Annotated in this window: 15 protein-coding genes; 10 read left to right on the top strand and 5 right to left on the bottom strand. The window is 62.1% G+C overall.

The window, feature by feature from the left end:
- The first annotated feature begins 98 nt into the window (after positions 1-98).
- The 4 genes from AC1ECN_RS19175 to thrS all read left to right on the top strand — a co-directional run bounded on the left by AC1ECN_RS19175 (position 99) and on the right by thrS (position 3,596).
- Positions 99-545, top strand: coding sequence for an iron-sulfur cluster assembly scaffold protein (locus AC1ECN_RS19175; RefSeq protein WP_018495798.1), 447 nt, complete (start codon positions 99-101; stop codon positions 543-545).
- A 5-nt stretch (positions 546-550) separates the two neighbouring features.
- Positions 551-964 carry a membrane protein insertion efficiency factor YidD gene (yidD, locus tag AC1ECN_RS19170; protein ID WP_018072176.1) on the top strand — a complete coding sequence of 138 codons (414 nt, stop codon included), beginning with the start codon at positions 551-553 and terminating at the stop codon, positions 962-964.
- A complete protein-coding gene (locus tag AC1ECN_RS19165; RefSeq protein ID WP_075225567.1) occupies positions 961-1,488 on the top strand; it encodes a DUF1697 domain-containing protein in 528 nt (175 codons plus the stop codon). The genes yidD and AC1ECN_RS19165 overlap by 4 nt, the downstream gene beginning before the upstream one ends.
- 122 nt (positions 1,489-1,610) lie before the next feature.
- Positions 1,611-3,596, top strand: coding sequence for a threonine--tRNA ligase (thrS, locus tag AC1ECN_RS19160; RefSeq protein WP_477953821.1), 1,986 nt, complete (start codon positions 1,611-1,613; stop codon positions 3,594-3,596).
- 211 nt (positions 3,597-3,807) lie between these two features.
- Here the strand turns inward: thrS and AC1ECN_RS19155 are convergent, their stop codons facing one another.
- Complete coding sequence (locus tag AC1ECN_RS19155; protein WP_024322670.1) at positions 3,808-4,911, bottom strand: hypothetical protein; 1,104 nt, start codon at positions 4,909-4,911, stop codon at positions 3,808-3,810.
- A gap of 114 nt (positions 4,912-5,025) precedes the next feature.
- On the opposite strand from AC1ECN_RS19155, the gene AC1ECN_RS19150 reads away from it, so the two are divergent.
- From AC1ECN_RS19150 to AC1ECN_RS19140, 3 genes are all read left to right on the top strand, one after another.
- The gene (locus AC1ECN_RS19150) at positions 5,026-5,610 is read left to right on the top strand and encodes a nitroreductase family protein (RefSeq protein WP_024322669.1); all 585 of its coding nucleotides are present in this window, start codon (positions 5,026-5,028) and stop codon (positions 5,608-5,610) included.
- Positions 5,610-6,227: a flavin reductase family protein gene (locus AC1ECN_RS19145; RefSeq protein ID WP_130672630.1), complete on the top strand. Its 618-nt coding sequence runs from the start codon at positions 5,610-5,612 to the stop codon at positions 6,225-6,227. Before AC1ECN_RS19150 ends, AC1ECN_RS19145 begins: the two co-directional genes overlap by 1 nt.
- Before the next feature lie 101 nt (positions 6,228-6,328).
- Positions 6,329-7,471 (top strand): DUF2336 domain-containing protein, encoded by a 1,143-nt coding sequence (locus tag AC1ECN_RS19140; RefSeq protein WP_130664633.1) that lies wholly within the window; start codon positions 6,329-6,331, stop codon positions 7,469-7,471.
- On the opposite strand, the gene AC1ECN_RS19135 is transcribed toward AC1ECN_RS19140, so the two are convergent.
- Positions 7,468-7,890, bottom strand: a complete 423-nt coding sequence (locus tag AC1ECN_RS19135) for a hypothetical protein (RefSeq protein ID WP_018072169.1) — start codon at positions 7,888-7,890, stop codon at positions 7,468-7,470. The genes AC1ECN_RS19140 and AC1ECN_RS19135 overlap by 4 nt on opposite strands.
- 128 nt (positions 7,891-8,018) lie before the next feature.
- On the opposite strand from AC1ECN_RS19135, the gene AC1ECN_RS19130 reads away from it, so the two are divergent.
- Entirely contained in the window at positions 8,019-8,477 is a 459-nt protein-coding gene (locus AC1ECN_RS19130; protein ID WP_018072168.1) for a GNAT family N-acetyltransferase, read from the top strand.
- Positions 8,478-8,496: 19 nt separating this feature from the next.
- Here AC1ECN_RS19130 and AC1ECN_RS19125 read toward each other — a convergent pair whose 3' ends face one another.
- The 3 genes from AC1ECN_RS19125 to parE form a co-directional block, all read right to left on the bottom strand.
- Entirely contained in the window at positions 8,497-9,714 is a 1,218-nt protein-coding gene (locus AC1ECN_RS19125) for an AI-2E family transporter (RefSeq protein ID WP_130672629.1), read from the bottom strand.
- Between the two features lie 116 nt (positions 9,715-9,830).
- Positions 9,831-10,970 (bottom strand): esterase-like activity of phytase family protein, encoded by a 1,140-nt coding sequence (locus AC1ECN_RS19120; protein ID WP_477953818.1) that lies wholly within the window; start codon positions 10,968-10,970, stop codon positions 9,831-9,833.
- 190 nt (positions 10,971-11,160) lie between these two features.
- Positions 11,161-13,260, bottom strand: a complete 2,100-nt coding sequence (gene parE, locus AC1ECN_RS19115; protein ID WP_477953816.1) for a DNA topoisomerase IV subunit B — start codon at positions 13,258-13,260, stop codon at positions 11,161-11,163.
- A 219-nt stretch (positions 13,261-13,479) separates the two neighbouring features.
- Here parE and AC1ECN_RS19110 point away from each other — a divergent pair, with 219 nt between their 5' ends.
- Positions 13,480-14,379, top strand: a complete 900-nt coding sequence (locus AC1ECN_RS19110; RefSeq protein WP_477953814.1) for an alpha/beta hydrolase — start codon at positions 13,480-13,482, stop codon at positions 14,377-14,379.
- 196 nt (positions 14,380-14,575) lie between these two features.
- Positions 14,576-15,346, top strand: a complete 771-nt coding sequence (gene tpiA, locus AC1ECN_RS19105; protein WP_024322663.1) for a triose-phosphate isomerase — start codon at positions 14,576-14,578, stop codon at positions 15,344-15,346.
- The last annotated feature ends 87 nt before the right edge of the window (positions 15,347-15,433 follow it).

The raw sequence follows: 15,433 nt of genomic DNA, 5'->3' as shown, positions 1-15,433 counted from the left end.
TGTAAGTATCCTCAGACGACACGGTGTGTTTTTTGTTTTGACGACAATAACACCCCTGCAGAGGCCGATCCGCAGCGATTTTGGAGCGGAAATCCAATATGGACGACATCTATAACAGCAAAATCCTCGAATTCGCCGGCAATATTCCGTTGACCGGCACGCTTGATGATGCCGATGCGAGCGCCCAGGCCCATTCCAAGCTCTGCGGCTCGAAGGTGCGGATCTGGCTGAAGATGGACCGCGATACCGTGACCGGTTTTGCCCATGACGTGAAGGCCTGCGCGCTCGGCCAGGCCTCGTCCTCGATCATGGCCCGCCATGTCGTCGGCGCCACGTCGGACGAATTGCGCCAGGCGCGCCAGGACATGCTCGCCATGTTGAAGGCGGATGGGGCGGGCCCCCAGGGACGCTTCGAAGACATGCGCTATCTGCTGCCGGTGCGCGACTACAAGGCCCGCCATGCCTCGACGATGCTGACCTTCGATGCGGTCGTCGATGCGATCGGGCAGATCGAGGCGAAACGGGCGGAAGTTGTCGAGGCATAACGGAGATGTGCGAGTTCTGCGCCCCGCAGGCTGACGATGAGGACGACGGTGGCGCCGCCGGACCGGACAAGCCGCGTGAAAAGGCCGCACGCACTTCCCGCAATTATACCGGTCCATTCCGCAAGACTCCCGACCGCCTGCTCGGCATGGGGCTCATCCGCCTCTACCAGCTGACGCTTTCCGGCTTCATCGGCAATTCCTGCCGACATATCCCGACCTGCTCCGAATATGGCTACGAGTCGATCGCTCGCCACGGCCTTTGGGCCGGCGGCTGGATGGCGCTGTTTCGCGTCGGCCGCTGCGGCCCGGGCGGCACCAGCGGCCTCGACCAGGTGCCGGAGATGCTCGGCGACAGCTTCCGCTGGTGGACGCCGTGGCGTTATCTCGCCCTCGGTCGGAAGGGACGGCCGGCGCCATGAGCACCTTCATCGCCCTTCTGCACAGCATCGTTCTGACGCCCGAGCGCCGCGTCATCATGGAAGATTTGCGCGCGTTGGCGGAAGAGCTCGGCTATCGCGAGCCCCGCACACTGGTTTCAACAGGCAATCTCGTCTTCGAGGCCGATGACATGCGGCCGCACGAACTCGAGGTCCACCTGGAAGAGGGCTTCGAAGAAAAGTTCGGCAAACATGTCGATATCATCGTGCGCAGCGACTGCACCTGGATGGCGCTTGCCAGCACCAATCCCTTCAAGGACGGCAACGCTGATCAGGTTATCGTCCGGGTGATGCGCCTGCCGGTCGACCCGAAGAAGGTGGAGGCACTGAAACCGCTGATGAGGGAGGGACAGCGCATCGCCGTCGTCGGCGGCGATCTCTGGATCGATTTCGCCGGCAAGCCGAGCCAGTCCAAGCTGCTTTCGGCCCTGACGACCAAGCGGATCGGCGTCGGCACGATGCGCAACTGGAACACCGTGCGCGGCCTTGCCGAAATGATCATGTAGCCGGGGCTTCGTCTTTACTCACGCAGCAAATCTGAGTATCAGGCGGCAGCGCATCCAAGGACGGAGGCGCTGTCGTTGCAACCACCCGCATTCGTTGGCGGGACTGGACAAGGAGAATTTCGATGTCCCAAGCTATTTCCCTGACATTTCCCGATGGTTCCGTGCGCGGCTACGATGCCGGCGCAACCGGCCGGGATGTCGCTGAATCCATTTCCAAGTCGCTCGCCAAGAAGGCAGTGGCCGTTGCAATCGACGGCACCGTGCGCGACCTTTCCGATCCCGTGACGACGGGCAGAATCGAGATCATCACCCGCAATGACGACCGTGCGCTGGAACTCATCCGCCACGACGCGGCGCATGTCATGGCCGAAGCGGTGCAGGAAATCTGGCCCGGCACCCAGGTGACGATCGGCCCGGTCATCGAAAACGGTTTCTATTACGACTTCGCCAAGAACGAGCCCTTCACACTCGACGATCTGCCGAAGATCGAAAAGAAGATGAAGGAGATCATCGCCCGCAACGCCGCCTTCACCAAGCAGGTCTGGTCGCGCGAGAAGGCGAAACAGGTCTTCGCCGACAAGGGCGAGCAGTACAAGGTCGAGCTCGTCGACGCGATCCCGGAAGGGCAGGATCTCAAGATCTATTACCAGGGCGACTGGTTCGACCTCTGCCGCGGTCCACACATGGCCTCGACCGGCCAGATCGGCAACGCCTTCAAGCTCTTGAAGGTGGCCGGCGCCTACTGGCGCGGCGACAGCAACAATCCGATGCTGAGCCGCATCTACGGCACGGCCTTCGCCGAGCAGTCGGAACTCGACAACTACCTGCATATGCTTGCCGAAGCCGAAAAGCGCGATCACCGCCGCCTCGGCCGTGAAATGGATCTCTTCCATTTCCAGGAAGAAGGCCCGGGCGTCGTGTTCTGGCATGGCAAGGGCTGGCGTGTGTTCCAGACGCTGGTTGCCTATATGCGTCGCCGGCTTGCCGGCGATTATCAGGAAGTCAACGCGCCGCAGGTGCTCGACAAGTCGCTGTGGGAGACCTCCGGTCACTGGGGCTGGTACCGCGACAACATGTTCAAGGTGACGGTCGCCGGCGACGACACCGACGACGACCGCGTCTTCGCACTGAAGCCGATGAACTGCCCCGGCCATATCCAGATTTTCAAGCATGGGCTGAAATCCTACCGCGAGCTGCCGATCCGGCTTGCCGAATTCGGCAATGTCCACCGTTACGAACCGTCGGGGGCGCTGCACGGGCTGATGCGCGTGCGCGGCTTCACGCAGGACGATGCGCACATCTTCTGCACCGACGAGCAGATGGCCGCCGAATGCCTGAAGATCAACGACCTGATCCTTTCGGTCTACAAGGATTTCGGCTTCGACGAAGTCACCATCAAGCTCTCGACCCGGCCGGACAAGCGCGTCGGTTCGGACGATCTGTGGGACCGCGCCGAAAGCGTGATGATGGGCGTGCTGGAGACGATCCAGCAGCAGTCGAACGACATCAAGACCGGCATCCTGCCGGGCGAGGGCGCTTTCTACGGGCCGAAGTTCGAATATACGCTGAAGGATGCGATCGGCCGCGAATGGCAATGCGGCACGACGCAGGTCGACTTCAACCTGCCGGAACGCTTCGGCGCCTTTTACATCGACAGCAACTCCGAAAAGACGCAGCCGGTGATGATCCATCGCGCCATCTGCGGCTCGATGGAGCRCTTCCTCGGCATCCTGATCGAGAACTTCGCCGGCCACATGCCGCTCTGGGTATCGCCGCTTCAGGTGGTGGTCGCAACGATCACCTCGGAAGCCGATGCCTACGGGCTTGAAGTGGCCGAGGCGCTGCGCGAGGCCGGTCTCAACGTCGAGACCGACTTCCGCAACGAGAAGATCAACTACAAAGTTCGCGAGCATTCGGTCACCAAGGTTCCTGTCATCATCGTCTGCGGCAGGAAGGAAGCCGAGGAGCGCACGGTCAACATCCGCCGCCTCGGCAGCCAGGAACAGGTTTCGATGGGGCTCGACGCTGCCGTCGAGAGCCTTGCGCTCGAAGCGACACCGCCCGACATTCGTCGCAAGGCCGAAGCAAAGAAAGCCAAGGCCGCCTGAAATAACCGGGATCTGACAGCGCTAGGCTTTGGCGCTGTCGGAAGTCTGATCTAGAGGCGCAATGTTGCCGCCATGATCGAGAACGGATCACCCCGAGCTGCAATGCTTCAGAAAATTCCCGATGCCAATGATTGAACGCGCGTCTGAAGCGCTCTCGATCCGTACGCCTTCCCCAAACATCTCGGCTGAGTAGAAACCGCTCGCAGCAAAATCAATCGAGGCTGGTGTCGTCACCGCCCGGCTGCGGCACGAGCTGTTCGTAGGAGGGCAGCGGCTCCACCGGAGCCGGCTGGACACCCGGCGGTGTCGGTGTGCCCACAGGCACCTGCTGTACCGTGCGGGCCGCGTCGCTCACCGGCGGCTGCGGCTGCTGGTCCTTCATCAGAACCTCGACATCGGTGTTCCTGCCGGCGACGACGGTGAAATCGCGCTGGTAGATCTTGTCCTTGTTGCGGGCGACGGCGGAATATCCGCCTTCGGCGAGGACCATGGTCGGGAAGGCGCTGACGCTTTCACCGACGCTGTCGCCGGCCGCCGTCAGAATCGACCATGCCGTATCGGCGATCGCCTCGCCGCCTGCATCGGAGACCAGCTTGAAGGTGACCTGCGCGGCGCGATGCTGGATCGTCGCCTCGGTCAGCTTGCCGGCCTCGACCTGGATGTCGGCGCGGATCACGGCGTTGACGCTGCCATATTCGGAAACAATGTGATAGGTGCCGGCATTGAGGCGGACGATGGTATTCGGCGAGACATCGGCCATGACGAGGCCGCGCTCGCCATCGTCGCGCACTTCCGAAGAATAGATCGAGAAGCTCAACTGGTCGGGGCGGATGCGGGCGTCGGTGCCGGAGACGGCATTGAGCAGCAGGCCGCCGGCATCGAGCACCATCACCTGCTTGTCGACCTCGCCTTCAGCAGGCACGGTCAATTTCTTGGTGACGCCGGCGCGGCCGAAAGAGACGTTGACGAAATAATCACCGGGCGCGAGCTGGAAGGCGGCAGGTCCGCCCTTGGCGCTGGCGATCAGCGGCAGTTTGCCATCGGATCCGGCGATCGGGCTGAAGACGTACCAGGATAGGCCTTCCTCAACCGGCGTGCCGTCCGCCGTCAGCTTGGCTTCCATCGGGACGTCGCGCAGCTTGACCCCTTCGGGCACCGCGCCGGGCGCGATGAAGGCATCGAGCTTCGGCATCTTCGGCGTCGATTCAAGCTGTTTGAATCCCTTGAAGGCATCCTGAGCGCCGGCGCCGAGGGGCATCAATACCATCAGGGCAATGGCAAGGCCGATGCGTGCAAAAGGCAAAATGCCAAACATCTGTTTCGTGAACCGATTGACTTCTGAAATCGCAAAGGCCACTTCAAGACCAACGCGATGGCAAATTCAAGACCCACCCTTTGCAGCAGCATAAATAATGAGAGCCTCTCCCGCATGAAATCCGATATCAAGCTGATCGACTACCTCGCCGTGCGCCGCTCCATCCCCGCTTTCCAGATGTGCGAACCAGGCCCCGAGAAGGCCGAGATCGAGGAGATCCTGCGTCTCGCCTCGCGTGTTCCCGATCACGGCAAGATCGCCCCCTGGCGCTTCATCGTCTATCGCGGAGAACAGCGCGTGCGTCTCGGCGAGGAGCTTCTGACGCTGGCGATTCAGACAAAACCCGAACTTTCCGAAGAGATGATTCAGGTCGAGCGCAGCCGTTTCACCCGCGCGCCCGTGGTCGTCGCCGTCGTCAGCAAGGCAGGACCGCATATCAAGATCCCGGAATGGGAGCAGTTGATGTCAGCCGGCGCGCTTTGCTTCAATGTCATTCTCGCCGCCAACGCCAATGGTTATGTCGCCAACTGGCTGACGGAATGGTTCGCCTATGACGAGCGCGCCTATCCGCTGCTCGGCGTCGGGCCTGATGAAAAAGTGGCGGGCTTCATCCATATCGGCTCGACGACATTTCCGGTAATCGAGCGGCCGCGGCCGGAGCTTGCCGACACCGTGACCTGGGTCGGCGGAGACGATTGATGTTCTATACCACCGACAGCAACCGGCACGGGCTTGCACATGATCCTTTCAAGGCGATCGTGTCGCCGCGCCCGATCGGCTGGATCGGTAGCAAGGGCAGGGATGGCTCGATCAATCTCGCGCCTTATTCTTTTTTCAATGCCGTCGCCGATCGGCCGAAGCTGGTGATGTTTTCTTCCGCCGGACGCAAGCACAGCCAGCGCAATGCGGCCGAGACCGGCGTCTTCACCTGCAATTTCGTCAGCCGCGATCTCGCCGAGAAGATGAACCTCTCCTCGGCGGCGCTGCCCTACGGCGACAGCGAATTCGACTTCGCCGGCCTGACGCCGAAGCAGGCCGAACTGATCGACGCGCCCTATGTCGGCGAGGCTTTCGCGGTGCTCGAATGCAAGGTCACGGAGGTCATCGAGCCGAAGACGCTGTCGGGGGAACGGTCCGAAAACGTGCTGGTCTTCGGCGAAGTGGTCGGCATCCGCATCGACGAAGCGATCGTCAGGGACGGCCGCCTCGACATGTCGATCGCCCGACCTGTCGCCCGTATGGGCTACATGGATTACAGCGAAGGCAGCGATGTTTTCGAGATGATCCGGCCGCAACTGCCACCAATTGAAGGCTAACCGCAAGGCATACAAAGGCTTAAGAAATATGGTGAACCAATCTTAAACCTTTTGCCGCTACCGTCGCAGCATTGAATGGAACGCGAAAGAATCGCGTTCAAGTGCTGGGGCGTCGCGTGATCGTAGAAGCTTTTCTTCGTTGGGTCGAAACGGCCAAGACAGGCGACCGGGCCCGGGCCGCAAACGCGCTCGGGCGAGCCTATCTGCAGTCCGAGATGACAGGGGATGAGCGGGCGGCAGCCGAGATGGCAATGACCTTTCTTCTCGACGATCCGTCGCCGCGCGTGCGGCTTGCGCTTGCCGAGGCGATTGCCTGGTCGCCCGATGCGCCACGCAGCCTGATCCTTTCGCTTGCCGAGGACCAGCCCGAGGTCGCCTGCCACGCGGTGACCTGTTCGCCGCTTTTGAGCGATGCCGATCTGGTCGACCTTGCCGCGCGCGGCAATGGCGCCACCCGCATGCTGATCGCAGCAAGGGCGCATGTGACACGTCCAGTTTCCGCGGCCCTTGCCGAGGTCGGTGACGAGGAAGAGCTGCTCTGCCTGCTCGAGAATGACGGTGCAGTGATTTCCAGCCTGTCGCTGAAACGCATCGCCGAACGGCTCGGCGACTGCTGCGATATCCGCAATCTGCTTCTCGACCGCAGCGACCTTCCGGCCGATGCCCGCCAGCTGCTCACCCAGCATGTCAGCAATGCGCTGATCGGGCTGCCGCTGGCGCAGGCGGCGATCGGCCTGCAGCGGCTTCAGCGCATCAGCCGCGAGGCGACCGAGGCTGCCATCGTTTCGATCGCCGGCGATATCGCCCCACGCGAAATACCCGACCTCGTCCAGCATCTGCGCCTCAACGGCCGGCTGACGCCATCCTTCCTGATGCATGCGCTCTGCGCGGGCAAGGTGGACTTCTTCGCCGGCGCGATCGTCGATCTGACCGCGTGCAACGAGCGCCGTGTGCGTTCGATCCTGGCAACCGGGCGGATGCATGCCGTGCGTGCGCTTTACGAGTCCGCCGGCCTGCCAAGGGATATCAGCGTCATCTTCGTCGAGGCGACGATGCTGTGGCGCGACGCCGCCAGAAAAGCGCCGGGCAGCGTGCTCGGCAATGTCTGCGGCCGTCTTCTCGAAAAATTCCGTCATCACGACGCGCATGGCGCGATCGGCGAACTGCTCGACATGGTGGAAAAGCTTAGTGTCACCGAGCAGCGACAATCGGCCCGCGTCTATGCGGCGCTTGCGGCGGCCTAATCAGCGAGCCGCGTCACCACCCAGGAATAACTGGCGGATACGAAGTGCACGGGTTTGGTCAGTGTGTCCCTGACGCTTTTGCCTGAGGGCAGATGGGCGCGGACCTGTCCGGCAATACCTTCAGCAAAACCGGCGATCCGTCCTGCGGGTTCCTCGGGCGCTGCGACAGCGACCTCGGATGCGGCGGCAGGCACGGGCGCCGATTCCGGCGGCTCGGCGGCGGCGATGGCTTTCGGCGCCTCGCACACCGCGATCACCGAGGGATAATTGACATTCACATAGGTCTTCAGCCGTCGTTCGGCTTCCGCGTCGCAAGCGGCAACGGTTTCCCAGCGTTTATCGACCGTCGCGACATAATTGCACTGGCTGATGGAATCGTCGCAGCCGAGAATGGTCATCGCGATCAGCACCGCTTGCATATTCTGCTTCCTTGATTATTGAGCATATCATCGTCTTAGAGGGCGCAATTCCAACCGAATGAAGGCAACGGCATTAACTCTTCGTCATGTCGGGAAAAATTGTGCCCCGCGCCAGCAGAGGGAGCCACATGTCTGTCACCATCGCCCTTGAACCGCCGCGCCAGGAGGGCGTCATCCGCCTTCTCGATCTTTCCGATGCCTATGCGCAATCGCTCTATCCGGCTGAAAGCAACCATCTGGTCGACCTCTCCTTGCTGGAGAAGCCTTCGGTGAGCTTCCTCGTTGCGCGCAACGGCGATGCGATCGTCGGCTGCTGCGCACTGGTCGAGGCCGGTGACGGCACGGCGGAGATCAAGCGCATGTTCGTCGATCCCGAGGCGAGGGGACTGAGGATCGCCAGCGGCCTGATGAATGCGCTCGAAGCAATCGCAGGGGGAAAGAGGCTGACGGCAATCCGGCTCGAAACCGGCATCTACCAGCCCGAGGCGATCGCTCTCTACCGCAATTTCGGATATCGGGAAATCGAGCCCTTCGGCAGCTATCTGCCGGACCCGCTCAGCCTGTTCATGGAAAAGCAGTTGGGCTAGCCGGTCTGCGAAACCATGTTCAGCCTTCGGCGACGCGCGGCATGGTTTTCGGCGAACCGGGGACCGGCGGCGGGGCCTGTTCATCGATGATGATCTGCGGTCCGGTTTCGCTCTTGTCGGCGTTGCGGGCCTCGTGGATCCACTCGCGCCAGATGGCGACGATCAGCGCCATCAGCACCGGGCCGATGAAGAGGCCGAGGAAACCCATCGTCTTGACGCCGCCGACGAGGCCGAAAAAGGTCGGCAGGAAGGGCAGCTTGATCGGACCGCCGACGAGCTTCGGCCGCAGCGTTTTGTCGACGATGAAGAGCTCGACCGTCCCCCAGACAAAGAGACCGATGCCGGCGACATGCGAGCCGCTCGCCAGCAGATAGATGGAGACCAGCGTGAAGGAGAGCGGCGCACCGCCCGGTATCAGCGCCATCACACCGGTCAAAACGCCGAGCGTCACCGGCGAAGGCACGCCGGCAATCCAGTAGGCAAGGCCGAGCACGATGCCTTCGCCGATCGCGATCAGCGTCATGCCCATGACAGTGGAGCTGATCGTCGCCGGCACGACGCGGGAAATGCGCTCCCAGCGGTTCGGCAGGATGCGCTCGCCCAGCATGTCGATCTGCTTGGAGAAGGAGAAGCCGTCGCGATAGACGAAGAACAGCGCGATCAGCATAAAGAGCAGCGTCAGCAGCAGATGGAAGGCGCCGCCGCCGGCCGCCAGCACGGCGCGATAGATGTTGCCGATATTGGCACCGCTGACCGCCTGGATGACTTCGCCGAGGGCACCGGGACTGCCGATATATTTTGTCCAGACTTCATCGAGATAGGCGCCGGCCCAAGGCAGCGCGACGATCCAGTCGGGCGTCGGGGCGCCGACGCGGTTGGCATGGATCGCCCAGGTGACCCAGGTGCGCACTTCGCCCGTCGTATAGGTCACCGCAAGYCCGATCGGAATGACCAGGAAGGTGATGATCATGATGATGGCGATGGTCGCGGCGATTGTCGTATTGCCGCCGACGCGGGCAAGAAGCTTGCGGTAGAGCGGCCAGCTGGCAAAGCCGATGACGAGGGCTGCGAGCACCGGCACGAGGAAGCCGTAGAAGAAATAGACGCCAGCAGTAACGACCAGGACCAGCAACCAGCGCGCCGCCGAAATGGAGGGAATCAGCGGCGTGCGCGTCTGCGCCGACGATCCGAGCCATCGCGGTTCATGATTGCTTTTCTGACGGTCGAACACACCCACGCGCGCCTCTTCTTTTTCTTGTACTCTGGTTATGGGCCATCAACCCGGCGGTTTCAAGGTCCGCACCATGAAAGCGTATACAAAGCGTCGCTATTCGACCCTCGGATCCGAGCGTCTTACTGCTGCGGGCGGTTGAGAACCTTGAAGGCATAGAATTGCGTCTTCTGGCTGGTCGAAAAATTATTGTCGGAGCCGAGAATGAGAACATCGGTGCCATCCTTGGCCTTGCCGAGCGACATGGCCTCGATATTGTCGGGGACGAGCCCGATCGCCCTCAAATCGAGCACCTGGCTCTTGCGGGCGGGGACGACACGCTGGTCGTTTTTGGCCAGCGAAGCGATAGCGGATACATCGGTGGCATCAGTCAGATCCATCATCATGATCTTGATGTTGTTGCCGAAGCCCTGGGCATAGCTGCGTTCGACGGCGAGCAGGCGGTGATCGTCGAGGGCAAGCATCTCCGACATGCCGTTGTCATTACCGTCGTCGGCCTTCATGGCGGCCTGCGGGATCGGCGAGACCGGGTAGACATACTCGGCCTTCGGCTCGCCGGTTGCGCCGTCGTAGCGGACGATGCGCGACAGGCTGCCTGACGTCAGCGAGGATTTCGGACCATCCTGGTAAAGGGCGGCTTCGACACCGACGAAAACATCGCCGGAGGGCGCGATGGCAAGATCCTCGAAGGCGAGGTTGTCACGGATGCCGGTCGACTTGTCCGCGGTCGGCGCAAAGCCCTCCGGAAGCTTGAATTCGCGGACGAAGGAACCGTCCGGCGAAGCGACGCGGACGAAGGGCGCCAGCAGCGCCTTGCCGTCGCCTTCGCTGCCCCAGTAGATGCCGTCCTTGCCGAAGCGGATCGATTCCGGATCGACGGTCCGGGCAGCGAAGGGCTCGCCGTTCTTGTCCTTCAGCGTCACCTGCTTGACGACAGAAACGCTCTTGAGACCGGATGCGTCGGGATCGACGTTGAGTTCATAGAAGCGGGCCGGGCCTCTTTCCGAGCGGTCGTCGCTGATGGCGAGATAGTGGCCGGTGGCGGCATCGAAATCGAGCCCGGAAATGCCGCCAAATTCGACGCCGTTTTCCATGTGGCCGGTGGGGATGACGAATTCACCGAGATAGGAGAGCGAAATGCCGGCAGCGCAATCGCCGAAGGGGCAGGTGGTCTCGAAGGTGGCGCCGATATCGGTGGCGCTGGCGGAGACGGTGCTGGACAGGAGAACGAAAGCGGCAGCCGCGAGAAAACGCTTGGTCATGACAAATATCCGGCAAGGGTTGAAAACGGTTGAAACGGGCGCAGCTCCTCCCCGAGGGGAAGGCGCGCCGACCGCTTCATGCGCCGGTTGTTTAACGGAGTTGTTACGATTCTTCGTCAGTTCGGTGAAATCGTRAATGCTAAAATGCGGCGCGCCGAACCCGACCGTTTGGCGCGCTCGACCTAATACCCTAGATATCGAGGTTCTCCGCGAAGGCCGCGCGGTCCTGGATGAAGCGGAAGCGGGCTTCTGGCTTGGTGCCCATCAGATCGTCGACGGCGGCGCGCGTGCCTTMGAAATCCACCTCGTCGATCAGCACCTTGAGCAGGGTGCGCTTGGACGGATCCATCGTGGTTTCCTTGAGCTGGGCGGGCATCATCTCGCCGAGACCTTTGAAGCGGCTGATCTCGACCTTGGCCTTGCCCTTGAACTCCGTCTGCATCAGCTCGGCGCGATGATTGTCGTCGCGGGCATAGGCGGATTTCGCCCCTTGGGTGATTTTGTAGAGCGGCGGCACGGCGAGGAAGAGATGGCCGCCGCGCACCAGCTCCGGCATCTCCTGATAAAAGAAGGTGATGAGCAGCGATGCGATATGAGCGCCGTCGACGTCGGCATCGGTCATGACGATGATGCGCTCGTATCGCAGGTCTTCGTCGCGATATTTCGAGCGCGTACCGCAGCCGAGAGCCTGGACGAGATCGGCGAGCTGCTGGTTGGCGCCGAGCTTTTCGCGACCGGCGCTGGCGACGTTGAGGATCTTGCCGCGCAGGGGAAGGATCGCCTGGTTGGCGCGGTTGCGCGCCTGCTTGGCCGAACCGCCTGCCGAATCGCCCTCGACGATGAAGAGTTCGGCACCCACAGCGGTGTTCTGCGAGCAGTCGGCGAGCTTGCCGGGCAGGCGCAGCTTGCGCACTGCCGTCTTGCGGTTGACTTCCTTTTCCTTGCGGCGGCGCAGGCGCTCCTCGGCGCGCTCGATCACCCAGTCGAGCAGCTTGGCCGACTCGTTCGGATTGTCGGCAAGGTAATGGTCGAAGGGATCGCGGAGCGCGTTCTCGACGATGCGCTGCGCCTCGACGGTCGCCAGCCTGTCCTTGGTCTGGCCGACGAATTCCGGCTCGCGAATAAAGACCGACAGCATGCCGACCGCCGAGATCATCACGTCGTCGGTGGTGATCTGCGCGGCGCGCTTGTTCTGCGTCAGCTCGGCATAGGCCTTCAGGCCCYTGGTCAGCGCAATGCGCAGCCCCGCTTCATGTGTGCCGCCTTCGGTCGTCGGAATGGTGTTGCAATAGGAATGCACCTGCGGATCGCCGCCATACCAGGTGATCGCCCATTCCATCGAGCCGTGGCCGCTTACCTTCTCCGTCTTGCCAGCGAAAATCTCGCGGGTGACGGTGAACTCCTTGCCCATCGTCGCCTGGAGATAGTCCTTCAGGCCGCCGGGGAAGTGGAAGACGGCCTTGTCAGGGACCTCGGAGCCTTCGGGCAGCACGCCCGCCTCACAGCTCCAGCGGATTTCGACGCCGCCGAACAGATAGGCTTTCGAGCGCGCCATGCGGAAGACGCGGGCGGCATCGAACTTCATGTGATCCCCAAAGATCTGGGGGTCTGGATGGAAGCGCACGCGGGTGCCGCGGCGATTATGGACGTCGCCCAACTCTTCGAGCCCGCCCTGCGGCAGGCCGCGGGAGAAGCGCTGGCGGTAGAGCTTGCGGTTTCGCGCCACCTCGACCTCGAGGTCGTCGGAGAGCGCGTTGACGACCGAGACGCCGACGCCGTGCAGGCCGCCCGAGGTCTCGTAGGCCTTGCCGTCGAATTTGCCGCCGGCATGCAGCTTGGTCATGATGACTTCGAGCGTCGACTTGCCGGGCACCTGCGGATGGTTCTCGACCGGGATGCCGCGGCCGTTGTCGGAAACCGTCAGATAACCCTCGAGGTCGAGATAGACCTCGATGAAATTGGCGTGCCCGGCGACCGCCTCGTCCATCGCATTGTCGATGACTTCGGCAAACAGGTGATGCAGCGCCTTTTCATCGGTGCCGCCGATATACATGCCCGGACGCATGCGCACCGGCTCAAGTCCTTCAAGGACGCGAATCGACGAGGCACCGTAATCATCCGAGTTCGAGGCGGCGGGCGCCGGGCGCGCCGAGGCTCCGGCAGCCGGGGGTGCTGCGGCGGCGGGCGCAGCCGTCACCGGCGGCCGTTCGGCGGGCGCGGCAGGCTTCTGCGCCTCCTCGCGTTTTTCAGAGAGGGGCATTCCGGAAAAAAGGTCGTTGCTATCGTCCATGGAGCCGTTCAGATCTTCATCCTGTCTTAGGTCTGGCTTGGGCGGGCATCCGCCGCCGACCCAAAATCACCGCATTTCATGCCACGTTTGCGAATCAGGCAGATTTTGCCAGAAAGCACATCTATACGCGACACCGCCTGTTTTGGCGGGCTTTTCCCAAATGATTTGCGTTGCCGGGTGCAGAATGGCAAGCGGCGGCGGGCTTCAGGAACCATCCGAATGCGAATGTCCACARGTCATTGCACCATCTTCACCGCAATTGCGGCGTTTTTCTTGTCCGCGGCCATCCTCTCCGCTGTTGGCCCGGCGCAGGCAGCCGATGCTTTGCCGCCTTTCAAGGATGATCTGTTTTCGAAGCAGGCCGTGCTGCAGACGGGCGATGACGGCGCCTTCGAGGTCATCGACTATGACGAGATGCGAGATATCAACGGCCGCGACCAGATCCCGCAAAAGCGGGTGCAGCAGAAATATGTGGCGCTCGGCATCCGCAAGACCCAGGCGGACGAAACGCTGTCTGTCGACGGCATCAAGCTCGATGTCACCAGGGTGGGACCGGCTCAGAGTGCCGCTTTCACGGTGATTTTCATCCATGGCCGCGACGGTGACCGGCGGCTCGGCGCCAACGACTACAGCTTCGGCGGCAATTTCAACCGGCTGAAGAACCTCGTCGCCGGCAATGGCGGCGTTTATTATTCGCCGACCGTCAAAAGCTTCGACAGCAGCGGCGTTGCGGCGATCGCCGGGCTGATCCGCTATGCCAGCGCGCAATCACCCGGCCGGCCGATCATCCTTTCCTGCGCCTCGATGGGCAGCCAGGTCTGCTGGGGCATTGCGCGCGACAGCGACAGCGTCAAGCGGCTGAGGGGCATGCTGATCATGAGCGGGGTGACCGATCCCGATTTCACCAGGAGCGCCTTCTACAAGGCAAAGCTGCCGCTCTGGTTTGCCCATGGTAGCCGCGATCCGGTCTATGCCGCCGCCGACCAGCAGGCGCTGTTCGAAAGCCTGCACAAGGCAAAATATCCGGCGCGTTTCACGCTGTTTCAGACCGGCAATCACGGGACGCCGATCCGGATGATCGACTGGCGCAGGGTGTTGAACTGGATTCTCGCCGGCTAGAGTGCATCGGGCCGATGCGTGGATTCTAAATGCTACCCTGACGTGTCTGAAAAGACGCGCGGCGCTGTAGCGGACGATTTTCGGCAGAAATATGCGCGGGATCGCAGAGATTCCCCTTACGTCAAGGGCATGATGCTTTTCTTTGCTGCAAGCTTTTGATATTGCCCAAGGCATAAGCAGATTGTGGAAGGCCAGCATGACACCTGATGTGCGCCCGCTTGTGGCGGGAAACTGGAAAATGAATGGCATGCGTGCCTCCCTGGATCAGATCAAAGCGATCGCCGAGGGTGTTCGCCCGCCGCTGGCCGATAAGGTCGAAGCGCTGATCTGCCCGCCGACGACGCTGCTGTATGTGGCGACGGCGCTGTGCACCGACAGCCCGCTGGCGATCGGGGCTCAGGACTGCCATCAGAAGCCATCGGGCGCGCATACCGGCGACATTTCGGCCGAGATGATTGCTGATTGTTTCGCCACCTATGTCATCGTCGGCCACTCCGAGCGGCGCACCGATCATGCCGAAACCGACCATCTGGTCCGCGCCAAGGCGGAGGCTGCCTTTGCTGCCGGGCTGACGGCGATCATCTGCATCGGCGAAACGGCGGATGAGCGCCGGGCAGGCCAGGCGCTCGACGTCATCAAACGCCAGCTTTCCGCCTCCGTTCCCGATAGCGCGACTGCCGAAAATACGGTCATCGCCTATGAACCGATCTGGGCGATCGGCACCGGTGTGACGCCGACATCAGGCGATGTCGAAAAGGCGCATGCCTTCATGCGCGCAGAGCTGGCGACCCGCTTCGGCGATGGCGGCCGCAAGATGCGCCTTCTCTACGGCGGCTCGGTCAAGCCGGCCAATGCGGAAGAGCTGATGGGCGTTGCCAATGTCGACGGCGCGCTGATCGGCGGGGCGAGCTTGAAAGCGGCCGACTTCCTTGCCATCTACCGGGCCTATGAGGCGCTGCTCGCCTGAGACATTTTTTATTCCTGGGTTTATTCCCGGGTTTATTCCTGGCCGAAGGGCTTGGAATAGATGAAAGCCTCATGTAAAGAGCCGCCA

The organism is Rhizobium sp. 01N447_2, assembly GCF_056399245.1.
Note: the sequence above shows the minus strand (reverse complement) of the source record. Positions and strands in the feature narration are given on the sequence as shown.